The organism is Flavobacteriales bacterium, assembly GCA_016716605.1.
Lineage (GTDB): Bacteria > Bacteroidota > Bacteroidia > Flavobacteriales_F > PHOS-HE28 > PHOS-HE28.
This window is the reverse complement of the sequence record JADJWA010000001.1, coordinates 3,012,212-3,037,789: the sequence shown is the minus strand read 5'-3', so window position 1 is coordinate 3,037,789 and position 25,578 is coordinate 3,012,212. Positions and strand designations below refer to the sequence as shown.

The window sequence follows — 25,578 nt, the reverse complement described above, 5'->3', positions numbered from 1 at the left end:
AGCAGGCCATCGCGCACCGCTGAACGGACGCAGCGTCGCAACCGCCTTTCTTCGCAGCGGCCATGCTCTTCAACTCCATCGCGTTCGCCTTTTTCCTGCCTTCGGTGTTCGCGTTGTACTGGTGGGTGTTCCGGGGTCGGCGGGCGCAGAATGCTTTCCTCCTGCTCGCGAGCTGGGCATTCTATGCCTGGTGGGATTGGCGTTTCCTGGGCCTGCTCTGGCTCAGCACGGGCGCGGACTACTTCATCGGAGCGCGGATCCATGCGAGCAGGGAGGAAAGGCATCGGAAGCGATGGCTCTGGCTCAGCATCGGCGTCAACATCGGCCTGCTCTGCACCTTCAAGTACCTCGGCTTCTTCGTGGAGAGCGCGGCCGATCTGCTCCGGACCTTCGGCATGGAACCGCACCTGCCGGTACTGCGGATCGCGCTGCCCGTTGGCATCAGCTTCTACACCTTCCAGACGCTCAGCTACACCATCGATATCTACCGGGGCCATTTCACGCCCACGCGCGACCCCATCGCGTTCGGTGCCTTCGTGGCCTTTTTCCCGCAGCTCGTGGCGGGCCCCATCGAGCGGGCGCGCGACCTGCTCCCGCAATTCGAGCAGCCACGCCGCTTCGACCAGGCCATGGCCACCGATGGACTCCGCCAGATGCTCTGGGGATTCTTCAAGAAAATGGCCGTGGCCGATCCGCTGGGCGTGATGGCCGATGCCGTATTCGGAATGGATGCGAGCGCCACCAGCGGGATCACGCTCTTCTTCGGGGCGCTCTGCTTCGCCTTCCAGATCTACGGCGATTTCAGCGGTTACAGCGACATCGCGATCGGCTGCGCGCGGCTGTTCGGCTTCCGGTTGAGCCGCAATTTCAACTACCCCTACTTCAGCCGGAGCATTGGCGAATTCTGGCGCCGTTGGCACATCACCCTCAGCGGTTGGTTGCGCGATTACGTGTACCTCCCCTTGGGCGGCGCTCGCTCCAAAGCGGGAAGGCTGAAGAATATCCTGATCACCTTCGGCGTGAGTGGCCTCTGGCATGGCGCCAATTGGACCTTCATCGGCTGGGGCCTGCTGCATGGCGCTTATTATACGCCAGAGGTCCTGGCGGTGCGACGGGAGCGGATCCGGTCCGAGCCGGGCTGGCACGATCTGCCTCGGATCACGATGGTGTTCCTGGCGGTGCTGGTGTCATGGGTCCTGTTCCGCGCCCCAACGCTCGAGGCCGCAGCCTCGCATCTTTACCATATGGGCGCCAATATCGGCCTTCGCCGGCACGAGCTCATCGACTGGCTGCAGTGGGGCGTGTGGTGGCCGGTCATGCTGATGCTCGGCGCCGAATGGCGGTCGCGCCGTGATCACCACGCACTGGTGCACCTCAGCGGCTCCCGTTCGCTGCGCTGGGCCATTTACCTCTTCCTCATCATCGTCATCGGGCTGCGCGTGCAGCTGTTCACGGATCATGCATTCATCTACTTCCGCTTCTGACGCCCGGCGCTTCGCCTTGCGCGCATTACTGTTCGCAGCGGTGGTGGGTGCTTTGGTGAAGTCCGTGATGCACTGGGGGCCGCCTGCCGCTCCTTCGGATTTCATGAGCAGCACCGTCCTGAAGAACGACCGGTTGCGTGCCATCGGATCGCCCAAGGCCGTGCTGGTGGGCGGCAGCAACCTGGCGTACGGCGTCGATAGTGAACGGCTCGGCCGTGCGCTGTGCATGCCTGTGGCCAACATGGGCCTCACCGCACTGCTTGGCTTCCGTTTCATTGCCGATGAGGTGTTGGCCGCAGTCGGAGAAGGGGACCTGCTCATCGTGTGCGTGGAACGCGGCACGTACCAATTGCCCGATCCGGCGCCCGATGCGCTGGCCACGGTGGTTGACTATCGGCCTGAGGCGCTGGCTCTGGTGCCTTGGCGCCAGCGCCCGCGATTGATCGCAAGCCTGGCCGCACTCCACCTACAAACCCTGCGCGATGATTGGGAGCACCGGCTGCTGCACGGTGGGCCGCCCGGCTTCAACGACCGCCAATTCCTTCCCAATGGCGATGTGGTGAATCACCTGCGTGCCCCTCAGATCAGACGGCCCGATCCTCAGCTCGACGTGCACGATACGCTGGTCGTCGCGCCCGCATTCTGGCGCATGGCTGATGACCTGGTGCTTCGCGCGCGCGAACAAGGGGCCGAGGTGGTCTTCGGATTCGCCAGCATGGCCGATACGATCTACAACCCCGTGGTGAACCATCGATTGAAGACGGAACTGCTCGCCCACGGCCTCACGGTGATCGGTGACCCCGACCGGTACGCTTTCGCTGATTCGCTCTTCTACGACAGCTGGTACCATCTGCGCGGGCGGGGCCGCGATCTGCGAACCGATCGACTCATCGAGGATCTGTGCGCGGCGTTTCCGGGTAGGTGCTGCGCCGCCGAGTGAGCGCGGATTCACTGCTCCGCCACCAGAACGAAAATGTCCTCGTTGTCGCGCTTCATCAGGTAGCGCTCCCGGGCGAATTTCTCCAGCAGCTCCTGGTCATTGGCGATCTCCTCGAGTTGCGCCTTGGTGCTGGCGATCTCTCGGTCGTACCATTCACGCTGGCTGCGCATCTCGCCCAATAAGCGGTGGTTCTTCCAAAGGGTCCAGATGTCGTTGTCCGCGAAGAGCGTGACCCACGCAAGCATCAGTGCGGCCACCCCGCTGTACCGGTTGCGCAGGCGGAAGGGGATGCGTTCCAGGTGCTTTTTCACGGCATCGAAGGAATGAAGCGCGAATGATGAACGGTCACTTTCAGTTCCTGCGTATTCCACGATCGCATGTGGGTGTTCTTGGGATGAGCCCGGCGCGGTCCGCAGCAGGAAGCGCATCCATGCCATATGGGCATCGATCGATGGCTGCCACGCGGAGCAGGAATGCCAGGTCCTGATCACATCAGCACACCGTCCACCGGCTCCAGCGGTTTCGGGATGTCCGTATCGCCCAGCGCCTCCTTCAGGTCGATAGCGATGGTGGTGCAGATGGCGTCAAGCGCCACATCGGTCTGCCAGTTCTCGAAGGGGTTGCTCATCACCTTGCCGAAGATGTAGAGTTGGAAGAAGATCCAGCCCACGATCACGGTCACCGGGATCACCAGCCAGGCATGGCCGGCGTCGATGAAAGTGTGGATCACGCCGAAGGGAAAGAAGAGGATGAAGAGGTTGAGAAACGCCTTGGTGTAATAGTCATAGGGGCGGGGCAGTGGCGTGGAGCGGATGCGCTCGGCCATGCCTTGCAGGTCGGTGAGGCGGCTCAGGGTGTTGTCCAGCTGCGTGTAGAAGAAGCCATCGATGACCTCAGTGCCATGCAGGCGCTTGAGCACGGCGGCGATCCGGAGGCTCAGGTGCGTCACCTTGTTGCTCCTTCCTTGGATCGCGCTGTATTCCTCGGGGCTCAAGTGCGCTTCAACCCCTTGCTGCCACGCTGAGGGATCCGTGATCCGTCGGAGCTGAAGGCGAAGCGCGTTCACCCAGGCCAGTTGCATGCGCACCAAGCCGGTTACGGTTCCCTTGATCTCCGGGCTGGCGTGCTCTGGATCCACCAGGTGGAGCACTTGCCGCGTGAGCGTGCGGCTCTCGTTCACTACGCCGCCCCAGATCTTGCGCGCTTCCCACCAGCGGTCATAAGCTGAGGAATTCTTGAAGCCCAGGATGATGGCGAGCGCAGTGCCCAGAATGGCCACCACGGTGATCGGCACCTCCACCCAGGGCGCGTTGGGGAAGTGGATCAGCCCATAGGCCAACGAGGAACTGGCCGCGCTGAAGACCATGCTGCGCCAGGAGTAACGGAGCGATGTGGGGAGGTGCAGCTGGGAGCGGGTGATCATCGGAGGAATGGATTCACTGGGTGTGAAACTAGCGAGCGTGGCCGTGTGTTCGGTGACACAAGATGAAGCGGATTCTGTTCAATGCGGCTCTTGGTTGACAGCCGTTGCTTGAGAACTCGGCTGATCGGATCCTCCTGGCGCTCTCCCGCTGCGCTTCATTCGTGCCATGTCGCCCGCGCTCGTCCTGATGGTCATCTCGGCCTACTTCGCCTTGCTCTACGCCATCTCCGTGATCACCTCGCGGGGCGCAGGCAATAGCGCCTTCTTCCTGGGCGAGCGCAAGAGTCCATGGTACATCGTGGCCTTTGGCATGATCGGCGCCTCGCTCAGCGGCGTCACCTTCATCAGCGTGCCGGGCATGGTGGGCAAGGACCAGTTCAGCTACCTGCAGATGGTGCTCGGTTACCTGCCGGGCTACGCGGTGATCGCCTTCGTGCTGATGCCGCTCTACTACCGGTTGCAGCTCACCAGCATCTATGGGTACCTGGGCCAACGCTTCGGGCGCAGCAGCTATCTCACCGGCGCCTGGTTCTTCCTGCTGAGCCGCAGCTTGGGATCTGCGGCACGGCTCTACCTGGTGGCCGTGGTGCTGCAATACCTCGTGTTCGATGCGCTCGATGTGAACTTCATGACAACCGTGGTGCTCACCATCGCGCTCATCTGGCTTTACACGCACAAGGGCGGCATGCGCACCATCATCTGGACGGACACGCTGCAGACGCTCTTCATGCTCCTGGCGGTAGGCCTCACCGTGGTGCTCATCGGCGACCGGATGGGCTGGAGCATCGGCGAGACCCTGGCCCAGGTGAAGTCCAGCGAACTGAGCCGCGTCTTCTTCTTCGATGACCCCAGGCCAGGCACCTACTTCTGGAAGCAATTCCTCGGCGGCATGTTCATCGCCATCGCCATGACGGGCCTCGACCAGGACATGATGCAGAAGAACCTGAGCTGTCGCAGCATCGGTGAAGCGCAGAAGAACATGGTCTCCTTCAGCCTGGTGCTGGTGTTGGTCAACCTGGTCTTCCTCTCACTTGGGGCCTTGCTCTACCTGTACGCCGATCGTTTCGGCATCGCGCTCCCGGCGAAGGCCGACCAGCTCTATCCCCTGATCGCCGCGGGCGGCACCCTGCCCATCGCGGTGGGCCTGCTCTTCATCCTGGGCCTGATCGCAGCGGCCTACTCCAGTGCCGACAGCGCGCTCACGGCCCTCACCACCAGCGTTTGCGTGGATGTGCTGGAGATCGACAAGCGGCCGGAGGGTCGGCGGCTGGCCATCCGCCGCAAAGTCCATCTGCTCATGAGCGTGGTGATGGTAGCGCAGATCCTGCTGTTCAAATTGCTCAACGACGATAGCGTGATCAAGACCGTGTTCAAGGTGGCGGGCTACACCTACGGGCCGCTGCTCGGCCTCTTCGCATTCGGGATGATGACGCGCGTCGCCGTGAGCGACCGATGGGTGCCGCTGGTGGCCGTGCTATCACCGGTGATCTCATACCTGCTCGACCTGTACAGCAAGGAACTCTTCGGTGGCTACACCTTCGGCTTCGAACTGCTGCTGGTGAATGGAGCGATCACCTTCGCGGGACTGGCTCTCTGCGCGCGTCCGAACAGCAAGGCCTGATTCCGGATCCCTTCTGAAACCCCAGGGCCACCCAACCGAGCGGCTGCGCTGATCGTGTAGTATGAACGAAGGGAGTGATCCTTCCATCAAACACAACCACGATGAGAACGCAAGAATTCAAAACGGCCCTTTTCGTGGCCGCAATCGCCCTGGCTGGCTGTAAGAAGGATGAGCCCGGCGCACCGTCGCCAACGCCGGTTGTCCCTGCGGTGAATGCGATGAGGGCGCTCTTTCATGGCCATGTGGATGACGCCAAACAGACATTCACCGTTTCGGCATCGGCCGGCGGATATGTCAACGGTGCGTCGGGTACCGGCATCTATTTCGCGCCGAATGCCTTCCGGACCATGTCCGGCAGCGCGGTATCAGGCCTGGTGCAAGTGGAACTGGTAGAGGCCTTGACCCTCGGGCAGATGCTCTGGTTGAATAAGCAGACCTTGGGCAATGACAATGGGCAATTGGCGCTGCTGCGGAGCGGTGGCCAGTACTATCTGAATGCCACCCAAAGCGGTGAGCCGCTGGAGCTCACTGGGAATGCCGGCCAGGTCTATGTCCCCGCGCCCAACGGGACGGATCCGACCATGTCGCTCTTCAGCGGTGAACTGGCATCCGATGGCACGATCGTCTGGAATCCGTTCGATAACTCCCTTCCGCTGGGGCAGGACAGCACAGGCTATGGATTCCCGAATGATTCGCTGGGCTGGGTGAATGTCGATGTGTTCATGGGCACGGGTGGGCAGACCACCCTGCAAGTGACCTGTCCCGAAGGCCACGATGATTCGAACACGCTCATGTGGCTGGTGTTCCAGGACCAGAACTCAATCGCGTGCATGCCGGCATCGAGCAGCAACGTGTTCAGCTTGGGCAGCTATTACACGGTGCCGGTCGGATTGAACATCAAGATCGTCGCGCTATCCAACATCGGAGGCACTTATTCCAGTTCAGTGACCGCTGCGATGGTCGCGCCGGGCCTGAACCAGGTGATCACCTTCTCGCCGACAACGCTCAGCGAATTCGAGGCGATGGTGATGGCATTGTGATGCATGCGTGAGGGCGGGAGCTGCGCGAACCGCAGTTCCTGCCCTTTTGCTTCGGTGCTCAATCCAAGACCAATCGAAGCGTGCGCGCGCCGCCGTGGTGCCGCAATCGGACTAAGTACGTGCCAGGGGCCAAGGAGCGCAGGTCCAATTCGGTGAGCTGGGCAGTGAGGGAGGTGCGTGAGACCAACCGGCCAAGGGGATCCATCAGCTCCAATTCCCCCGCCGTTCCCAGCGGCATCGTGACCCAAGCAAGGCCATGCGCTGGATTCGGATGAATGCTGAAGGCATCGATGGGTTCCACTGCGGTGAGGGATGTCGGGAAGCAGAAGAGGTCACGCATCCACGATGCGGCTTCCGCGAGCACCCCGACCGGGTCATGCACCGTGTGTTCGTTGCCGGTGTGCAGCTGGAACTGATAGCGGTCCGCAGAGAATCCAAGGTGTTGAACGCGCAGGTCGATATGGCAGGATCCGTGGATCCAAGGGAGTTGATCGGGAAGCCCAAGGCCTAAGCCCCAGTAGGGCCGCTGCAGCCCGCAGCCCACCACCGGATCGCCGGTCTGATGGTAGGAGAAGAGCGCCGGGTCCAGCGCCGATTCGATATAGGAGGTATCGAGCACCGCACCGAAGAGGTTCACGACGCCGAGCACGTTCGTATTGTGCCCATTCTGGTTCAGCTCGCCATCCACATCGCCGAGGTCCGGCCTTGGATAGAAGTTGAAGAAGTGCTGCACTTGGCCGATGGCTTCGCAGCTCGCAGGCTTCTCGGTGGCTTGGTCCAAATACGCTGCGTGCATGGCGGTGATGGCTCCTGCACTGGCCCCGAGCAGGATCACGCTGGTGGTGCTCGTGCTGTCTTGCGCGCTTCTTCCCTTCAAGAAGCGGATCGCGCCTTTGGCGTCCTGCATGGCGCGGTAGGCCGCACGCCGGAACTCGTTCGGGTCGTACGCATAGGGCGCTTCGAGGATGCCATTGCCGTAATAGCCCAAGCGATAGCTGATCGTGGCCGCTGCATATCCGAAGGATGCGAAGGATTCGCAAAGTGCATTGAAGTCATTCCTGTGCCCTTCGACGAAGCCGCCGCCATGGATCAGTACCACGAGCGGCCGCTCAGTCTGGCCATCACCCACTGGCTTGTACAGGTTGAGGCGAAGGCTGTCGGTGCCGCCGTTATAGCGCGTGGCGTTGCCGTACCAGACATTGCTGTCAACCTGCACGCCGAAGAGCGGCTCCGTGAACGGGATGCTGCAATCCTGTGCGCGAACGGTGAAGGCGAGGAGGGTGGGTAGGATGAATGAGGAACGCACGGCTCAAAGCTAGGGTGGACTGATGGGGTTCTTCATTCGCCCGTAGTCACCCCAGCGCGGCGCGGCTACGATGTCGGGATCGGCCTCCTCCGTCGGCCTTTCCCGCTAGGGGAGGGCTTCAACGCATCACCCGGATCGCTCGCGCGATCGGGTTCTTCATTCCTCGGCCTGCGCTCGAGCGTTGCTCGATGAAGAGGTCGGGATTGGCCTCCTCCGTCGGCCTTTCCCGTTAGGGGAGGGCTTCAACGCATCACCCGGATCGCTCGCGCGATCGGGTTCTTCATTCCTCGGCCTGCGCTCGAGCGTTGCTCAATGAAGAGGTCGGGATTGGCCTCCTCCGTCGGCCTTTCCCGTTAGGGGAGGGCTTCAACGCATCACCCGGATCGCTCGCGCGATCGGGTTCTTCATTCCTCGGCCTGCGCTCGAGCGTTGCTCGGCTTGGCCTTGAATGAAGAACCCGGCTGCTTTCGCAGCCGAGCTGTGGCGTTGGCGGAGAGGGAGGGATTCGAACCCCCGTTACCCGTAGGTAAAGCGGTTTTCAAGACCGCCGCATTCGACCGCTCTGCCACCTCTCCGAGAGCGGCGCGAATGTAGAGGCCCGCATTCACCGCTGGTGCTCAGGCACCTTGGCGAAGGTGCTTGTCCAGCGCGTTCCGAGCCGTTCGGCGCACCTTGCCCTGAACGATAGGCGTCCATCCGAGCAGCCAACCCACGGCCCCCAGCGCCTGCCGGCTCCATCGCCAGAAGTTGAATCGGTCGTGTTGCTGCACGATCAGCCCATTGCGCAGCGTGAACTCACTGCGGATGATGTTGTGGACCTTGCGTCCCGTGGAAGCGAAGGTGTATCGCGCGTGCCACTCGCATGCGCCGCTGTGCTCATCCGCGCGCAGTACGGTAAACGTGATGCGCAGGTCCTTGCTTCGCCCTAAGAGCATCTGCCACATGGCGCGCACCTGCTTCGCATCCAGGTCGCCGAAGGCGGGATCGCGGAAGCGGGCATCGTCGGCGTAGCAAGCACCCATGGCTGCGGCATCGCCCGAGGCGAAGGCGGTGAAGAAGCGGTTGATCACGGACATGGGTCGGGCGATGGTCATGTTCGCGACGCGAACCACAAATGGTGCTTGGTGCCCTTGCTGCCGTGGGCATGCACTTTCTCTTCCCGCACGCGGAAGCCCGCCATCGCCAGCCGCTTGGTGAAGGGCGCATCGGGGTGCGTGCTCCATACCGCGAGCACCCCGTGCGGGCGCAGCGCATCGTAGGCTGAGCGAAGGCCACGGTGCGAGTAGAGGCGGTTGTTCCTCGGCTGGGTCAATCCTTCGGGGCCATTGTCGGTATCGAGCAGGATGGCATCGTAGCCATCGCGCTCAGTTCGGATCAGCTCCAGCACATCGCCAACAAAAACCTTGGCGCGCGGATCCTTCATCGGGTTGCCAGAGCGTTCGCCCATCGGCCCTTTGTTCCATTCCACCACCTCGGGCACCAACTCCGCTACCACCACCTCCCCTCGTGCGCCCACGCCGCGTAGCGCCGCCGACAGCGTGAAGCCCATGCCCAAGCCGCCTACGAGCACGCGCGCACGGCTGGCATCCTTCAGCTGCTTCAGCGCGAGGTCCGCCAATGCATCCTCCGATCCGTGGATCGCGGTGCTCATCAACTCACCAGCAATGCCCACCACCTCAATGGCGAAATCATCGCTGCGTTGGTAGAGCCTCAATTCTCCGCCGCCGTCGGGAATCTGTGCCGTCGCGAGCAGGGTGTTGGTGCGGATGCGCATGGCGAAAGATGGGGAGAATGGGTGGAGGTGTTACGAAAACGACTTCACAGCCGACGACAGGTGTGGCAACCACGGTGCGAATGGATACTCACCCATGGGTGAAACTGCAGGGCTGTTCTGCCCTCCTGCGATGGTCCTCCATATTGGAGCAATTGTTCTTGCGCGCTGCCATCGCGCAGAAATGAAAGCAGGCTTCGGCGCTATTCCACAGCGATCAACTGCCGACCGATTGGCTTACCGCTTTGCTCCAAGCTGACCGTGTAATAGCCCGGCGCCAAGTCGGGCAGTTTGATGTGCGCTTCCATGTTCAGCAGCCGCAATCGCACCGCCACGCGCCCGCGCGAATCATGCAGGACCAACTCCGAAGCAACAGGAACTGCTCCAGACGGCATCCGCACTTGAAGCACGCTGCCAGGCGCACAGGGGTTCGGCGCTAGAAGGAAGCCGACGCCGGAAATGGAATCGTTGATTGATGTGAAGGCATCGCGCAGCTCCATGAGGTCATTCACCGCCCCGCTGCCTTGTCGACCGAGCCCTGCGTATACGCGTCCGTCGATGGCGAAGGCCGCGCCGCCCCACATGCCGCCACCAGTGTAAGGGGTGAACGCGGTCCAGCTGTTGTTGCTAGGCAGGTAGCGCCAGAGGTCGTTGAGTTGCTGGCCTTGCAGATTATCGCCAGCCATGATGAGGCCGTGGTAGTCCAGCGACCATGTGTAGGAATAGGTGCGCGGGATTCCGGGCAGCGCTGCGCGGCCCTGCCAGCTATTCGTCGCGGGATCATACTGCCACAAGGCATTCGTGAAGGTCTGGTCCGCCAAACGGCCGCCGAGCACGTAGCCTTTGCCATCAGCGGTGAAACCGCGCGCCGCGAACAAGGCCTGACCGGGGATCGGCGCCATTTCGCTCCAGGCATTGGTGGCCGGATCATACATCCAAGTGTCTGTGCTGAACGGGCCGTTTGCGCCGCCTTGGTTGCCGCCTACTATGTAGCCTTTGCCATTTACGGCGAAGGCCGCTGCTGAATAACGAGCGGCATCGGGCAATGGGGCGCGTTGCGTCCACGCGTCGGCTACGGGATCATACTCGAGCAGATCGGCTAGCATCGTTGAAGTTTGCACAAGGCCGCACGCGACGTAGCCCTTCCCATTGATGGCGAAAGCCGCCGCAAGCCTGCGCTCGCCGGGAATGGGCGCCTTCGCCTCCCAAGTATCGATCAGCGGGTCGTAGGCCCATACCTCGTTCACATCGCTGGTACCCACGCGGCCGCCCACCACATAGGCCTTGCCGCCGATCACGAATTCGCACGTGCCCCAGCGTGGCTGATTGGATGCACCTAGGCTGGCGCGCGGTACCCAGGTCCATTGCGCATGCAAGCTGGTAAGGCAAAAGAAGAGCAAGAGCGTATTGATCGCGCGCATGGGTGGCCCGGGTTTGATGCAAATGACGCAAACGGATCGGAGCGTTGCTTCGGCCTCGGCGGTTCGCGTACGGGCACATATTGTTCCCGGCTGATGGAGCGCGGTCGAAGGCAGCGCTTAGCTGGGCGTTTCAATGGACAACAATGGACGCCGCGTCCATTCGTGTCCAAACAAATTGAGAGCACGGTGTCCGATCGTGAATAACTGCCCCCTCTCATCTCCCCCTCCCTCCGATAGTTTCGCGCTCCTGTCATGAAGTTCTCCCACCTACACGTCCACACCCAGTTCTCGCTGTTGGATGGCGCCGCCGCTATTCCTGCGTTGTACAAGAAGGCCGCTGCCGATGGTCAGCCCGCGTTGGCGATCACCGATCATGGCAACATGTTCGGCGTATTCAAGTTCGTGGCGGAGGCAGGCAAGCACAAGAATGAGGATGGCACGCCGAAGGTGAAGCCGATCGTAGGCTGCGAGTTCTACCTGGTGGCCGATCGCACACGCAAGACATTCACACGGGACGATAAGGACCAGCGCGTACACCAATTGCTGCTGGCGAAGAACGCCACGGGCTACAAGAACCTGAGCAAGCTCTGCTCACTCGGCTATATGGAGGGCTTTTACAGCAAGTACCCGCGCATCGACAAGGAGCTCGTCGAGAAGTACAAGGAAGGACTGATCGCGACGACCTGCTGCTTGGGCGCGAGCGTGCCGCGTACCATACTCCGCAAGGGCGAAGCGGCTGGTGAGGAGGAATTCAAGTGGTGGCTCGATCAATTCGGCGAGGACTACTACATCGAGCTGCAGCGCCACGGCATTCCCGAGCAGGACCAGGTGAACGCGGTACTGGTGAAGTGGGCGGCCAAGTACAAGGTGCCGATCATCGCCAGCAACGACAGCCACTATGTGGATCAGCAGGACGCCAACGCGCACGACATCCTGCTGTGCATCAACACCGGCGAGAAGCAGAGCACGCCCAAGGCCGACGACGGCGACGAGGAAGGATCGCAGAAGGGCAAACGCTTCGCCTTCCCGAACGATGAGTTCTTCTTCAAGACCACCACGCAGATGGCGAAGGTGTTCAGCGACCTGCCCGAGGCGCTGGACAACACCAACCTCATCGTCGATAAGATCGAGCCGCTGAAACTGAAGAAGGACATCCTCCTTCCGAACTTCCAGATCCCCGATGGCTTCGCGGACCAGGACGAATACCTGAAGCACCTCACTTATCAGGGTGCGATCCGCCGATACATCAAGGATGATTCCGCCGGGATCGATTCATTGGATCCGAAGATCAAGGAGCGCCTCGACTTCGAGCTGTTCACCATCAAGACGATGGGCTTCAGCGGATACTTCCTCATCACGCAGGACTTCATCAATCACGGCCGCGACATTGGCGTGCTGATCGGCCCGGGGCGTGGTTCAGCGGCGGGCAGTGCGGTGGCCTATTGCATCGGCATCACCAACATCGACCCGATCAAGTACGACCTGCTCTTCGAGCGTTTCCTGAACCCGGACCGCAAGAGCATGCCCGATATCGACACCGACTTCGACGACGAAGGGCGGCAGAAGGTGATCGATTACGTGGTGCAGAAGTACGGGCAGAACCAGGTGGCGCAGATCATCACCTACGGCGGCATGGCGGCCAAGAGCAGCATCCGCGATGTGGCGCGCGTGATGGACCTGCCGCTGAACGAAGCCGATCGCCTCGCGAAGCTGGTGCCCGAGCGTCCGGGCATTGAGTTGGGACGCGTGCTCCGCGCACCGCTCGAAGGAGCGGATAGCCTGAAGGCGAAAGAGAACCTGGGCGCCGACGAACTCGCAGGCGTGAAGCAATTGCGCGAGATCCTGGAGAGCGGCGAACTCACCGCCGATGTGCTGCGCGAAGCCGAGAAGGTGGAAGGCAGCGTGCGCGGCGTCGGCATCCACGCGGCCGGCATCATCATCGCCCCGCAGGACCTGAAGGAGATCCTGCCCGTGTGCACCACGAAGGACTCCCCCATGCTGGTGACGCAATACGACGGCAAGGTGGTGGAGGACGCCGGCGTGATCAAGATGGACTTCCTCGGGCTTAAGACGCTCACCATCATCCGCGACGCGCTGCGGCTGATCGACCAGAACCACGGGATCCGGATCGACATCGACAGCATCCCCCTCGACGACCCGAAGACCTACGCCCTCTACCAGCGCGCCGAGACCAACGGCACCTTCCAGTTCGAGAGCGCGGGCATGCAGAAGTACCTGCGCGAGCTGAAGGCCGACCAGTTCGGCGACCTCATCGCCATGAACGCGCTGTACCGGCCGGGCCCGCTGGAGTACATCCCCAGCTTCATCAAGCGCAAGCACGGGCAAGAGAAGATCATGTACGACCTCCCGGAGATGGAGGACCTGCTGAAGGAGACATACGGCATCACGGTGTACCAGGAGCAGGTGATGCTGCTCTCGCAGAAGCTCGCGGGCTTCAGCAAGGGCGATGCGGATGTGCTGCGCAAGGCGATGGGCAAGAAGGACCGCGCCACGCTGGATAAAATGAAGGGGCAATTCCTCGCGGGAACCGCAGCCAGAGGGCTCGATGAGAAGGTCTGCGAGAAAGTGTGGAAGGATTGGGAAGCCTTCGCACAGTACGCCTTCAACAAATCGCACAGCACCTGCTACGCGTTCGTGGCCTACCAGACGGCCTGGCTGAAGGCCAACTACCCGAGCGAGTTCATGGCTGCGGTGCTCACGCATTCGCAGAGCAGCATCGACAAGGTCACTTTCTTCATGGAAGAGTGCCGTCGCATGGGCATCAAGGTGCTGGGCCCCGATGTGAATGAGAGCAGCTTCGCCTTCAGCGTGAACAAGAAAGGCCAGGTCCGCTTCGGATTGGGGGCCGTGAAAGGGGTGGGGGAGAGCGCGGTGGCGGCCATCGTGAGCGAGCGCGAGGCGAACGGCCCGTTCAAGAGCATCTTCGACCTGGTGCGCCGGGTGGATCTGCGCGCCGCGAATCGCAAGGCGCTCGAAAGCCTGGCCTACGCGGGCGCCTTCGACGGGCTCAATGTCCAGCGCGCAGCCTTCTTCCACAGCGCGGGGGAAGGAAAGCCCACCTGGATGGAGACCCTGGCGCGGTACGGTCAGCAGCACAAGGACAGTGAGGATAGCTCGCAAGTGAGCATGTTCGGCGATACGGTTGAGGGCGCAGGGATCCCGGAACCGGCCGTGCCTCAGATCGATGGATGGAGCGCACTGGAGAAACTGCACTTCGAGAAGGAGGTGATCGGCTTCTACCTCAGCGGCCACCCGCTCGACGACCACCGGCTGGAGATCAAGCACCTCTGCCACCATAACCTGGCGCAGCTCCAGGACCTCAAGGCGCTCGAAGGCCGCGATGTCACTTTCGCGGGCATCGTCACCAAAGCAGAGCACCGGATCGCCAAGAGCGGGAAGCCCTTCGGAAGCTTCAGCCTGGAGGACCATTATGGCAGCCATGACTTCATGCTCTTCAGTGAGGACTATATGCGCTTCAAGCTGTACCTGCAACAGGGTGCATTGCTCTTCGTGCGGGGCCGCGCCATGGCCCGTACCTGGGGCCGCGACGAGGGCCAGATGGAGTTCAAGATCACCAGCATGGAATTGCTAAGCGATGTGCGCGAGAAGTACATGAACAAGCTCACGATCAAGCTCGATGCAGACCATGCCAACGATGAACTGGTGCGCGACCTTGGACAGCTGATCAAGGCCAACCCGGGCAAGTGCAAGGTGGTGGTGCAATTGGTGAGCGAAGCCGAGAAACTGGCCGTGGACCTGCCCAGTAAGGGATTGGCGGTGGCGATCAATGAGGAGCTGGTTGTGCGCCTGGATGGGATTGCTGAATTGAACTACGCGTTGAACTGACACCCTGTCGTGGAATCTCCCGTGGCAAGGAGATCGCTCAAGGGGGGTACCTTTGGCGCCGCAGTCCGGGAGTAAGGAACCGGCGCAAGGAACGACCAGCAACCCGCGTACGGGCCGACCATCATCGGCCAGTCCAATTACCAAACAACAACATGGCACTCGAATTCACCGACAACAACTTCGAAGAACTCGTCCTCAAGAGCGACAAACCCGTGATGGTTGACTTTTGGGCGGAATGGTGCGGCCCCTGCCGCATGGTGGGCCCCGTGGTGGAAGAGCTCGGAAAGGAATATGACGGCCAGGCCGTGGTGGGCAAGCTCAACGTGGACCACAACCCCGGCATCAGCATGAAGTACGGGATCCGCAGCATCCCCACGATCCTGTTCTTCAAGAACGGCGAGGTGGTTGACCGCAGCGTGGGCGCCGTGCCCAAGCCCCAGTTGCAGCAAAAGCTGATCGGTCAACTGGGCTGACGAATCCAAGGAACTGAGAAGGCCTCGGCAACCGCCGGGGCTTTCCCGTTCTTTGCCAACCCATGCCCATCGAGCAAGACCGGATACAGGCCCTCAGCGCCCTCGATTTCAAGGCCCGCCAAGTGGTCGAGGGTTTCCTGGCGGGTTTGCACAAGAGCCCCTTCCACGGCTTCAGCGTGGAATTCGCCGAGCACCGCGCCTACAACCAGGGCGAGAGCACGCGCCACATCGATTGGAAGCTCTACGCCCGCACCGACAAGCTCTTCGTGAAGCGTTACGAGGAAGAGACCAACCTGCGCTGCGAACTGGTGCTCGACGCCTCCTCATCCATGTACTTCCCCGAGAAGGGCGAAGCGAAGGAGCTCAACAAGGTTGGATTCGCCGTGCACGCCGCGGCCGCATTCATCCAATTGCTGCGCAAGCAGCGCGATGCCGCGGGCCTCACGCTCTTCCGCGAGCACGTGATGCTGGCTGAGCGCGCGCGCAGCAACGCCACGCACTTGCGCCACCTCATGGCCCAGCTCGAAGGATTGCTCGCCGCCGAGGCGCCGGCCCGCAACCAGCGCACCGGATTGGTCGAGGCCTTGCACGACATCGCCCAGCGCGCGCATCGCCGCAGCCTGGTGGTGATCCTCAGCGATATGCTCGACGACCAGGACCGTGAAGCCGAGGTCTTTGATGCCTTGCAGCACCTGCGCTTCAACAAGCACGATATCATCCTCTTCCATGTGGTTGACCGCAAGCGCGAACTGGAGCTGGACCTGCCCGACCGGCCATACACCTTCGTGGATGTGGAGAGCGGGGAGCAGGTGAAAGCGCACCCCAGCGAAATCCGTGTAGGCTACCGCGCGGCCATCGCGGACCGCTGGCACCGGCTCAAGCTCAAATGCGGCCAGTACCGGATCGAGCTCGTGGAAGCAGACATCAACGCCGGCTTCGGGCCTTTGCTCCTGGAGTTCCTCACCCGGCGGGCGAAGCTCTACTGAGAAGGAGCCTATCCCTGCTGCAGGAAAGGCAGCTTCACCACTTGGGCCTGAAGTCGCTTGCCGCGCGCATCAATGGTGATGGCCGAGCCGGGCGCGCTCAGCGCCACGGGCACGTAGGCCATGCCGATGGGCTTGTTGAGCGTAGGGCTCATGGTGCCGCTTGTCACCGTGCCGATCGCACCACCATCCGCATCAACCACCGCCATGCCATGGCGCGGGATTCCGCGGTCGAGCAGCTCGAAGCCCACCAGCTTGCGGGCGGTGCCGTTCTCCTTATGGCCCTTGATGGCAGCGCTGTTCGTGAAGTCCTTGGTGAACTTGGTGATCCAGCCCAGGCCGGCCTCGATGGGAGAGGTGCTGTCGTCGATGTCGTTGCCGTACAGGCAGAAGCCCATTTCGAGGCGGAGGGTGTCGCGTGCGGCCAGGCCGGTGGGCTTGATGCCATATGGCTTGCCCGCTTCCATGATCGCATGCCAGGCCTTCTCCGCAAGCGGATTGGGCATGTACACCTCATAACCGCCCGCGCCGGTATAGCCGGTGGTGCTGATCAGCACCAGGCCAACGCCTTTCATCTCGGCGTACATGGCCGTGTAATACGGCATGTTCGCGATGTCCTCCGTGAAAAAGCCCTTGAGCGTGTCCACGGCCTTCGGCCCTTGCACGGCCAACAGGCTCATGCGTTCACTGATGTTCTCCAGCTGCGCATCGAAGGTGTTGAGGCCGTTGATCCAGTTCCAGTCCTTCTCGATGTTGCTGGCATTCACCACCAGCACGTAATGGTGATCGTCCTGGTGCTGCATGCGGTAAACCAGCAGGTCGTCCACGATGCCGCCGCTCGTGTTCGGCAGGCAGCTGTACTGCACCTTGCCCACGGTGAGCTTGCTGGCATCGTTGCTGGTCACCTTTTGGATCAAGTCCAAGGCGCCGGGACCGCGCACGATGAATTCGCCCATGTGGCTCACATCGAACATGCCCACGCTGTTGCGCACGGTGTTGTGCTCATCGATGACGCCACTATACTGAACGGGCATGAGGTAGCCGGCGAAGGGCACCATCTTGGCGCCGAGCGTTTCGTGGATGCTGGTGAGCGCGGTGCGCTTCAATTCGGTGGTGATCTCACTCATGTGCGTTGCAGGATTTCGTTGAAGTGCTTGAGGTAGCGGTCGCGCCAGGCCCTGGTCGAGTAGCGCTCCTCCACGGTGCGCCGGGACTTGTCCCCCATGCGGCGGCGAAGGTCGGCATCGGAGATCAAGCGCGAGAGGCTTTCCACCCATTCCTGGTTGTTCCGAGGCAGGTATCCGTTCACGCCGTGCTGGATGATCTCGGTGTTCACGCCCACGGGGCTCATGAGGGTGGGGATTCCCAGCGCCATGTACTGCAGGCCCTTGAGGCCGCATTTCCCGCGAGCCCATTCATCGTCGGGCAGGGGCATGATGCCGATGTCCATGGCGCGCAGGTCATCGAGTTCCGTGTCCTTCCGCCAGGGTAGCCCAACGATGCCCAGTTCCGGCACGCGGAAACCGCTGTCGCCCACCACACGGAAGCAGACCTGATCGCCGAAGCGCTCGCGGATCGCTTTCAGCGCAGGAATGGCGTACTGGAAGTGCTGGATGGTGGTGATGCTCCCGCTCCAGCCGATGCACACGGGACCGGGAGCACGGCTCGTGCGCGGTGTGTATTCATCGGTGTCGATGGTGGTGGGCACCACGTGCACGTGGGCGCTGAATTGCCGAGCATAATCGGCCAGGTAATCGTTGCCGGCGAATACGCGGTCGGCCAGGGCGATGAGCTTGCTGGTCTTGCCCGCATCCTTCACCCAGCGCCAGCGGCGGTTAGCGGCGCTCACGTTGCTGAGCCAGATGCTGTCGTCGAAATCGAATACGATTCGTGCGCCGCGTTTCCGGCATTGGCGCTCGAACCAGGTGCTGCGGGTCATCAAGGCCTCGCGCTGGATGAATACGATGTCGAATTCCTTGAGCCTGGCCAGGTCGCGTTGCCGGTGCAGGAAGCACTGGGCCACGAAGCGCAGCTTCTTGGCAAAATGGCCCGGTGCATAGAAGTAGGCGTCGTCGCTGGGGCCCACCAGATAGCTCAACTCGCAGCGGAAGCCCTGGGCCTCCAGATGCGGCATGTACTGCTCGAACCGGAAGCGCTGGCTGGGATTGCGGCCCGCGCGGTGCGGCGCCACGAAGAGGATCGAGGGCATCGGATGGGCGGCCGAAGATAGCCGGGGGCTATTTCACCCTCCAGCTCGGCGGCAAGCCCTGTTCGATCTCGATGTTGCCGAAACGGCTGCTCTCGCGGGCACCTGTGGATCTGGCCCAGGGAGCCATGCGCGCGAGCCCTTCGGCGAGCGTGGTTTCCCGGCGCTTGCCGAATATGCGCTCCACCTTGCTGTGGTCACTGAAGGCGAAGACGACTTCATTGCGCGCGTCGAGGTGGCGCACTTCGCCGCGGATGCCCATGGCCTCTTGAACGAGGGTGGCCAGTTCGTTCACGGTGTAGGGCGTATCGGCGCCCACGTTGAAGACCTCTCCGAAGGCCGAAGGCGTGAGCGCCGCCGTGGCGATGATCGGCGCGATATCGCCGATGTAGGTGAAGGCGCGCTTCTGCTCGCCATCGCCGAAAACGGTCATGGGCTGGCCCTGCATCAACTGGTTCATGAAGATGCCCACCACGTTTCGGTAGCGGTCGCCGAGGTTCTGATACTCGCCATAGACGTTGTGCGGGCGCACCACCACGTACTCCAGACCGAACATGTGGCGCGCGGCATAGAGGTCCATCTCCACGGCATACTTCGCTACTCCGTAGGGGTCCTCGGGCTTGGGCACCATATCCTCGCGCATGGGCGGCGGCAAGGCCCCGTACACCGCGATGCTGCTGGTGAACACGAAGCACTTCACCCCATGCCGCACGCTGGCATTGATCAGGTTGATGCTGCCGATGAGGTTGTTGGTGTAGTTGAAGCGCCGGATGAAGTGGCTGAGCCCCTCTGCGGCATAAGCGGCCAGGTGATACACATAATCGAAGCGGTGCTCAGCGAAGAGTCGCTCGACCAGCTCATGGTCGGTGATGCTGCCTTGCACGAAGGTGGCGCGTGGATCCACCTGATCGGCGAAGCCGCCGCTGAGGTCATCGAGCGCCACAACGGTGTGGCCCAGCGCGAGCAGTTCCTTGACGACATGGGCGCCCATGAAGCCGGCGCCTCCGGTGACGAGTGATACGGGCATGCGAATGAATCGGGGCGAAGATGGCGGTTGAAGACGATGGAAGGTGCGTGCGGATGCCAGCTGCAATCAACCAAGGTGCTTCTTCAGCGCTTGCTGGATGCGTGCGTTGAGGTCGCCGGTGTCCGCTGGTACGAAGGCCTTTCCGGTGATGCGCTCGTACAATTCCACGTAACGATCCGTGACGCTCTGCACGAAGGCATCGTCCATCGCGGGCACCTGTTGGCCCTCTTTGCCCATGAAGCCACCGGCGATGAGCCATTCGCGAACGAACTCCTTGCTCAATTGCTTCTGGCGCTCGTCCTTGGCCTGCCGATCAGCATAGCCATCGGCGTAGAAGTAGCGCGAGCTGTCTGGCGTATGCACCTCATCGATGAGCAGGATGCGGCCATCGGGCGCTCGGCCGAATTCGTACTTGGTGTCAACGAGCAGCAGGCCGCGCTCCTCCGCCATGCGTGATCCTTCCGCGAAGAGGGCCAGCGCGTATCGGCACATCGTGTCCCATTCCTCCTTGGTGCACAGGCAGCGCGAGAGGATCTCCGCCGGGGTGATGTCCTCATCGTGGCCCTCATCGGCCTTGGTGCTCGGGGTGATGATCGGCGCGGGCAGGCGATCACTCTCCTTCAAGCCTTCCGGAAGCGAGGCACCGCAGAGCACGCGCTTGCCTTCGCTGTAGGTGCGCCAGGCATGGCCCGCGAGGTAGCCGCGCACCACCATCTCCACCTTCACCGTCTCGCAGGCCTGGCCGATCACCACGTTCGGGTCGGGCTGCGCGATGGCCCAGTTCGGAGCGATGGCCGCCGTGGCTTGCAGCATGTGCCAACTGAGCTGGCTGAGCACCTGACCCTTGTGCGGGATGCCGCGCGGCAGCACCACATCGAAGGCGCTGATGCGGTCGCTGGCCACCAGGATGATGCGGCCGTCGCTCAGGGTGTACACATCGCGCACCTTGCCGCGATAGACCTTCTGGATCAACGGATGGCTCAGTTCACTGCGGATGAGCGTGGTATCGGTCGTCGTCATGCTCTTCAAGATCCTTTTTCGTCCAGCGTCCTCTCTATTCTCCTAGTCCCCCATTCTACATTCTACATTCTTCATTCTTCATTCTCACCCCTCATGCTTCCCCTTTCCGCTCATGCTCCGCGAATGCGCCCAGCACGCGCGTCACCAGCTCGTGCCGGATCACATCGCGCACATCGAGCTCGATGATGGCGATGCCCGGCACCTGCCGCAGCATGTCAACCGCGGGCATCAATCCGCTGGGCTGGCGGTCGGGCAGGTCCACCTGGGTCACATCGCCAGTGATCACGAACTTGGCGTTGCGGCCCATGCGCGTGAGGAACATCTTCACTTGCGGGAGCGTGGCATTCTGCGCTTCATCCAGGATCACGAAGGCATTGTCGAGCGTGCGGCCGCGCATGAAAGCCAGCGGTGCGATTTGGATCACGCCCTCTTCAAGGTACTCGCTCAGGCGCGCCGCGGGGATCATGTCCTTGAGCGCATCGTAGAGCGGCTGCAGGTAGGGATCAAGCTTCTCCCGCAGGTCACCGGGCAGGAAGCCGAGGTTCTCGCCGGCCTCCACCGCAGGTCGTGTGAGGATGATGCGGCGGACGCTGCGCTCCTTCAGCGCCTTCACGGCGAGGGCCACCGCCGTGTAGGTCTTACCGGTTCCGGCCGGACCGATGGCGAACACCATGTCGCTCTCGCGCACGGCCTCCACCAAGCGCTGCTGATTGGGCGTGCGGGCTTTCACGCGTAGGCCGGCGTTGCCGAACACGAGCACGTCATCCTCGGGGTCGCCGCCGTTGCGCGGGGCCTCGCCGCCGCCCATGATGTCGTCAAGAACCTTGCGCGGCAGCTCATTGTAGCGCGCCACATGGCCCAGGAGCTCGGCGAAGCGGGCCTCGAAGAGCGCGATGTCATCGGGGGTGCCGCTCACCTTCACAGTGTCGCCGCGCGCCACGAGGCTGAGCTTGGGGAAGAGGCCGCGGATGATCCGCAGGTTGGCGTCGTTGGCGCCGAGGATATCCACGGGATCAACCCCCGTGATGGTGATCAGCTTCTCGCTCAAGGTTCAGCGGCGGTGTGTTGAGAACTTCCCGGAATGGCGTTTCACCGCCCTCTAGTTTTGACCGCCCGAAGGTAGAGGCTATCCACCGCGCGCGATGGCGATCATCACCCTCACCACCGACATGGGCACCAAGGACCACTATGTGGCCGTGGTGAAGGCGGCGATCATGCAGCAGGAGCCGGGCGCCACGGTGGTGGACATCACCCACGAGGTGAAGCCCTTCCACACCGCCATGGCGGCGCATGTGGTGCGCAACGCTTACTCGGCCTTCCCCGATGGGAGCATCCACATCATCGGCGTGAACCCCGAGGCCGATGCGATCACGGCGCACGTGGTGGCGCGCCACGAGGGGCACCACTTCATCACGGCCGACAACGGGATCCTGCCGCTGGTCTTCGAGGGCAAGCCCTACGAGGCTTTCGAGCTCACCATGAAACTCGACGACCACCACGCCGCCTTCCCCACGCGATCGGTGTTCGTGAAGGCCGCCTGCCACCTGGCGCGCGGCGGCGTGGCAGAGACCATCGGCCGCAAGATGACAGCCCTGCGCGAGCTCATCGGCTTCGCGCCATCCATCCAGGAGAACGCCATCGTGGGCCGCGCCACCTACGTTGACCATTACGGCAACGTGATGACCAACATCAAGCGCGCGCTCTTCGAGGAGATGGTGAGCGGCCGCTCTTTCCGCATCCGCTTCGGGCGCACCGCCAACGACCTCACCCGGATACACGGCACCTACACCGATGTCTCCAATGGCGTGTGCCTGGCCTTCTTCAATGCCAGCGGGCACTTGGAGATCGCCGTGAACAAGGGCAGCGATGGCAACGGCGGCGGCGCCTCGAAGCTGCTGGGCCTGCACGAAGGCGACCCCGTGCGCGTGGAATTCAGCGCGAAGCGGTAATGGGCAACGCGTATCGAGGAAGGCTTCTTCGCGTGCGCATTTCGGTACGGTTCCATTCGACTTGCAAGGCGGTGTCCGCGCCGATGGACGCGAAGGGCCGCTCAGCCCCCGTGTTCCACACATCGCCGATGGCCTTGTAGTCGGTATCGCCATGGTAGCCCAGGCTCATCGAGAAGGCATCACCGTGCAATGGGGCCTAGTGCACGATCCGTCCTGGGATACCCGCACGTGACCATCTGGCAGGTCATGGAAGGGCGGCACATGGATTGGCCTGCGCGGCAACGCCTGTTGAAAACCGCGTCTGACCGACGGGGAGCGCAGGCGGTACTTTTGCTCCTGCCAATCTGACCCCGATCCGTCGATGAACGACATCCTCCATAGCGGCCCCGACATGTTCAGCAGCGAGGCCATCGAGAACGAGACCGAGCTCATCCCCTTGATCACCGCCGAGGATGAGGAGCAGATGAACGCGGAGAGCACGCCGCCTGAGCTGCCCCTGCTTCCCTTGCGCAACACGGTGCTCTTCCCGGGCGTGGTGATTCCGATCACTGTGGGCCGTGACCGCAGCATCCGCTTGATCCAGGATGTGTACCGGGGCAACCGCACGCTGGGCGTGGTGAGCCAGAAGGACAGCCAGATCGAAGAGCCACGGGTGGAGGACCTGAACAGCGTGGGCACCATCGCCACGATAATCCGCATGCTGCGCATGCCCGATGGCAGCACCACGGCCATCATCCAGGGCAAGAAGCGCTTCGAGGTGATCGACATGGTGAAGGTGGATCCCTACTTCACCGCCCGCGTGAAGGAGTTCGAGGAAGTGCGCCCCGCCAAGGACGATAAGAGCTTCGCCGCGCTGGTGAGCTCGCTGAAGGACCTCTCACTTGAAATCATAAAGCAGAGCCCGCACATCCCCACCGAGGCGCAGTTCGCCATCAAGAACATCGATTCGCCCTCCTTCCTGGTGAACTTCATCAGCAGCAACATGAACGCTGATGTGTCGGAGAAGCAGAAGATGCTCGAGGTGGCCGACCTCCGTGAGCGGGCCTCGCTGCTGCTGGCGCACCTCACCAAGGAGCTGCAGATGCTGCAGATGAAGAACGAGATCCAGAGCAAGGTCCGCACCGAGGTGGACCGTCAGCAGCGCGAGTATTTCCTGCACCAGCAGATGAAGACCATCCAGGACGAGCTCGGCGGCAACCCGATCGAGCAGGAGATCTTCGACATGCGCGGCAAGGCGGCCTTGAAGAAGTGGAGCAAGAAGGTGGGGGAGACCTTCGAGAAGGAACTCACCAAGCTTCAGCGTATGAACCCGGCCGGCGCGGAGTTCAGCGTGCAGTACAACTATGTGCAGTTGCTGCTGGAATTGCCTTGGGGCGAGTACAGCATCGATAAATTCGACCTGAAGCACGCGCAGAAGATCCTCGACCGCGACCACTTCGGGCTCGACAAGGTGAAGGAGCGCATCATCGAGCACCTCGCGGTGCTGAAGCTCAAGGGCGATATGAAGGCGCCCATCATCTGCCTCTACGGTCCGCCGGGCGTGGGCAAGACCAGCCTCGGCAAGAGCATGGCCGAAGCCCTCGGCCGCAAGTACGTGCGCATGAGCCTCGGCGGCCTGCACGATGAAGCCGAGATCCGCGGCCACCGCAAGACCTACATCGGCGCCATGCCCGGCCGCCTGATCCAGAGCATGAAGAAGGCCGGCACCAGCAACCCGCTCTTCGTGCTCGACGAGATCGACAAGGTGGGCCGCAGCAATCAGGGAGATCCCGCCAGCGCGCTGCTCGAAGTGCTCGACCCTGAGCAGAACAACGCCTTCCACGACAACTTCGTGGAGATCGAGTACGACCTGAGCCGCGTGATGTTCGTGGCCACGGCCAACAGCCTCAGCAGCATCCACCCGGCCCTGCGCGACCGCATGGAGATCATTGAGGTGAACGGCTACACGGAAGAGGAGAAGGTGGAGATCGCCTTGCGCCACCTGTTGCCCAAGCAGTTCAAGGAGAACGGCATCAAGCCCAAGCAGCTCAAGCTCGCCCCGGGGCTCCTGGAGGCCGTCATCGAGCAATACACCGATGAAAGCGGGGTGCGCACCCTCGAGAAGCGCATTGCCAAGCTCGTGCGCTACCGCGCCAAGCAGATCGCCCTCAAGCAGAAGCACAGCCTCACCATCACGATCGAGGATCTTCCGAAGATCTATGGTCCCAGCCACGCCCGCGACAAGTACCAGGGCAATGATGTGGCCGGCGTGGTCACCGGCCTCGCCTGGACGCCCACCGGCGGCGACATCCTCTTCATCGAGACCAGCATCACCAAGGGCGAAGGCAAGCTCACCCTCACCGGCAACCTCGGCGACGTGATGAAGGAGAGTGCCGTGATCGCCCTCGAGTACATCAAGTCCCATAGCGACATCATCGGACTCGACCCCGATGTGTTCAAGCGCTGGAACGTTCACGTGCACGTGCCCGAAGGCGCCACGCCGAAGGATGGTCCCTCAGCCGGCATCACCATGCTCACCAGCATCGCCAGTGCCTTCACCCAGCAGAAGGTGCGCAAGTTCACGGCCATGACCGGCGAGATCACCCTGCGCGGCCGCGTGCTTCCCGTAGGGGGCATCAAGGAGAAGATCCTGGCCGCCAAGCGCGCGGGCATCAAGGAGATCATCCTCAGCACCGATAACCGAAAGGACATCGAGGATATTGATGCGCGCTACACCAAGGGAATGCGCTTCACGTACGTCACCGAGATGATCGAGGTGGTGAAGCACGCGCTGCTGAAGGAGAAGGTGGAGAATGCGTTGAAGGTGGCTTAGAAGGACTGGACTAGAGCGTCCGCTTAGAGACCAAGGAAGAGGCCAATGCGCGCCGGCAGCGCGAGTTCATCGCCCTCAGCCCTGGCGAACGGCTGGCGTGGTTCCTGCGCAGCTTCGATGGTCGCGAGAACGAGGACCCGGATCGCGGCAGGAGGAAGGGCAACTTCGTGATCGAGAAGAGGCACTATGCACTTCGGTGATGAAGTGACCGAATTTCCGCGCCGCGAATGGGTTT

21 protein-coding genes and 1 tRNA gene are annotated in these 25,578 nt (G+C 62.2%); 9 read left to right on the top strand and 13 right to left on the bottom strand.

Annotated features, from left to right (window positions below):
- The first annotated feature begins 62 nt into the window (after window positions 1-62).
- The gene (locus tag IPM12_12315; GenBank protein ID MBK9148585.1) at window positions 63-1,484 is read left to right on the top strand and encodes an MBOAT family protein; all 1,422 of its coding nucleotides are present in this window, start codon (window positions 63-65) and stop codon (window positions 1,482-1,484) included.
- 103 nt (window positions 1,485-1,587) lie between these two features.
- Entirely contained in the window at window positions 1,588-2,424 is an 837-nt protein-coding gene (locus IPM12_12310; protein MBK9148584.1) for a hypothetical protein, read from the top strand.
- Between the two features lie 8 nt (window positions 2,425-2,432).
- Here the strand turns inward: IPM12_12310 and IPM12_12305 are convergent, their stop codons facing one another.
- Complete coding sequence (locus IPM12_12305) at window positions 2,433-2,735, bottom strand: septum formation initiator family protein (protein MBK9148583.1); 303 nt, start codon at window positions 2,733-2,735, stop codon at window positions 2,433-2,435.
- A gap of 176 nt (window positions 2,736-2,911) precedes the next feature.
- A complete protein-coding gene (locus IPM12_12300) occupies window positions 2,912-3,847 on the bottom strand; it encodes a hypothetical protein (protein MBK9148582.1) in 936 nt (311 codons plus the stop codon).
- Between the two features lie 166 nt (window positions 3,848-4,013).
- Here IPM12_12300 and IPM12_12295 point away from each other — a divergent pair, with 166 nt between their 5' ends.
- Together IPM12_12295 and IPM12_12290 are read left to right on the top strand one after the other, a co-directional pair.
- Window positions 4,014-5,468 (top strand): sodium:solute symporter, encoded by a 1,455-nt coding sequence (locus tag IPM12_12295; GenBank protein MBK9148581.1) that lies wholly within the window; start codon window positions 4,014-4,016, stop codon window positions 5,466-5,468.
- A 101-nt stretch (window positions 5,469-5,569) separates the two neighbouring features.
- Window positions 5,570-6,508: a hypothetical protein gene (locus IPM12_12290; GenBank protein ID MBK9148580.1), complete on the top strand. Its 939-nt coding sequence runs from the start codon at window positions 5,570-5,572 to the stop codon at window positions 6,506-6,508.
- A 58-nt stretch (window positions 6,509-6,566) separates the two neighbouring features.
- On the opposite strand, the gene IPM12_12285 is transcribed toward IPM12_12290, so the two are convergent.
- The 5 genes from IPM12_12285 to IPM12_12265 form a co-directional block, all read right to left on the bottom strand.
- Window positions 6,567-7,814 carry a carboxylesterase family protein gene (locus tag IPM12_12285; GenBank protein MBK9148579.1) on the bottom strand — a complete coding sequence of 416 codons (1,248 nt, stop codon included), beginning with the start codon at window positions 7,812-7,814 and terminating at the stop codon, window positions 6,567-6,569.
- Window positions 7,815-8,301: 487 nt separating this feature from the next.
- Window positions 8,302-8,389, bottom strand: a tRNA-Ser gene (locus IPM12_12280).
- A 42-nt stretch (window positions 8,390-8,431) separates the two neighbouring features.
- Window positions 8,432-8,908 (bottom strand): nuclear transport factor 2 family protein, encoded by a 477-nt coding sequence (locus tag IPM12_12275; protein MBK9148578.1) that lies wholly within the window; start codon window positions 8,906-8,908, stop codon window positions 8,432-8,434.
- Window positions 8,905-9,582 (bottom strand): hypothetical protein, encoded by a 678-nt coding sequence (locus IPM12_12270; GenBank protein MBK9148577.1) that lies wholly within the window; start codon window positions 9,580-9,582, stop codon window positions 8,905-8,907. Before IPM12_12270 ends, IPM12_12275 begins: the two co-directional genes overlap by 4 nt.
- 206 nt (window positions 9,583-9,788) lie before the next feature.
- Window positions 9,789-11,006 (bottom strand): hypothetical protein, encoded by a 1,218-nt coding sequence (locus tag IPM12_12265; protein ID MBK9148576.1) that lies wholly within the window; start codon window positions 11,004-11,006, stop codon window positions 9,789-9,791.
- 252 nt (window positions 11,007-11,258) lie between these two features.
- Between IPM12_12265 and dnaE the strand changes: the two genes are divergently transcribed.
- The 3 genes from dnaE (at window position 11,259) to IPM12_12250 (ending at window position 16,332) form a co-directional block, all read left to right on the top strand.
- Window positions 11,259-14,873 carry a DNA polymerase III subunit alpha gene (gene dnaE / locus IPM12_12260; protein MBK9148575.1) on the top strand — a complete coding sequence of 1,205 codons (3,615 nt, stop codon included), beginning with the start codon at window positions 11,259-11,261 and terminating at the stop codon, window positions 14,871-14,873.
- Between the two features lie 152 nt (window positions 14,874-15,025).
- On the top strand, window positions 15,026-15,346 hold the full coding sequence (trxA, locus tag IPM12_12255) for a thioredoxin (GenBank protein ID MBK9148574.1): 321 nt from the start codon (window positions 15,026-15,028) through the stop codon (window positions 15,344-15,346).
- A 62-nt stretch (window positions 15,347-15,408) separates the two neighbouring features.
- Window positions 15,409-16,332 carry a DUF58 domain-containing protein gene (locus IPM12_12250; protein MBK9148573.1) on the top strand — a complete coding sequence of 308 codons (924 nt, stop codon included), beginning with the start codon at window positions 15,409-15,411 and terminating at the stop codon, window positions 16,330-16,332.
- Between the two features lie 8 nt (window positions 16,333-16,340).
- Here IPM12_12250 and gcvT read toward each other — a convergent pair whose 3' ends face one another.
- The 5 genes from gcvT to IPM12_12225 form a co-directional block, all read right to left on the bottom strand.
- Complete coding sequence (gcvT, locus tag IPM12_12245; protein MBK9148572.1) at window positions 16,341-17,435, bottom strand: glycine cleavage system aminomethyltransferase GcvT; 1,095 nt, start codon at window positions 17,433-17,435, stop codon at window positions 16,341-16,343.
- A 17-nt stretch (window positions 17,436-17,452) separates the two neighbouring features.
- Window positions 17,453-18,538, bottom strand: a complete 1,086-nt coding sequence (locus tag IPM12_12240) for a glycosyltransferase family 4 protein (GenBank protein MBK9148571.1) — start codon at window positions 18,536-18,538, stop codon at window positions 17,453-17,455.
- Between the two features lie 28 nt (window positions 18,539-18,566).
- Complete coding sequence (locus IPM12_12235; protein MBK9148570.1) at window positions 18,567-19,562, bottom strand: NAD-dependent epimerase/dehydratase family protein; 996 nt, start codon at window positions 19,560-19,562, stop codon at window positions 18,567-18,569.
- Between the two features lie 66 nt (window positions 19,563-19,628).
- Window positions 19,629-20,582, bottom strand: coding sequence for a phosphoribosylaminoimidazolesuccinocarboxamide synthase (locus tag IPM12_12230; GenBank protein MBK9148569.1), 954 nt, complete (start codon window positions 20,580-20,582; stop codon window positions 19,629-19,631).
- A 91-nt stretch (window positions 20,583-20,673) separates the two neighbouring features.
- Window positions 20,674-21,630 (bottom strand): PhoH family protein, encoded by a 957-nt coding sequence (locus IPM12_12225; GenBank protein MBK9148568.1) that lies wholly within the window; start codon window positions 21,628-21,630, stop codon window positions 20,674-20,676.
- A 94-nt stretch (window positions 21,631-21,724) separates the two neighbouring features.
- Here IPM12_12225 and IPM12_12220 point away from each other — a divergent pair, with 94 nt between their 5' ends.
- Complete coding sequence (locus tag IPM12_12220) at window positions 21,725-22,531, top strand: SAM-dependent chlorinase/fluorinase (protein ID MBK9148567.1); 807 nt, start codon at window positions 21,725-21,727, stop codon at window positions 22,529-22,531.
- On the opposite strand, the gene IPM12_12215 is transcribed toward IPM12_12220, so the two are convergent.
- A complete protein-coding gene (locus IPM12_12215) occupies window positions 22,515-22,700 on the bottom strand; it encodes a hypothetical protein (protein ID MBK9148566.1) in 186 nt (61 codons plus the stop codon). The genes IPM12_12220 and IPM12_12215 overlap by 17 nt on opposite strands.
- Window positions 22,701-22,892: 192 nt before the next feature.
- On the opposite strand from IPM12_12215, the gene lon reads away from it, so the two are divergent.
- On the top strand, window positions 22,893-25,343 hold the full coding sequence (gene lon, locus IPM12_12210; GenBank protein MBK9148565.1) for an endopeptidase La: 2,451 nt from the start codon (window positions 22,893-22,895) through the stop codon (window positions 25,341-25,343).
- The last annotated feature ends 235 nt before the right edge of the window (window positions 25,344-25,578 follow it).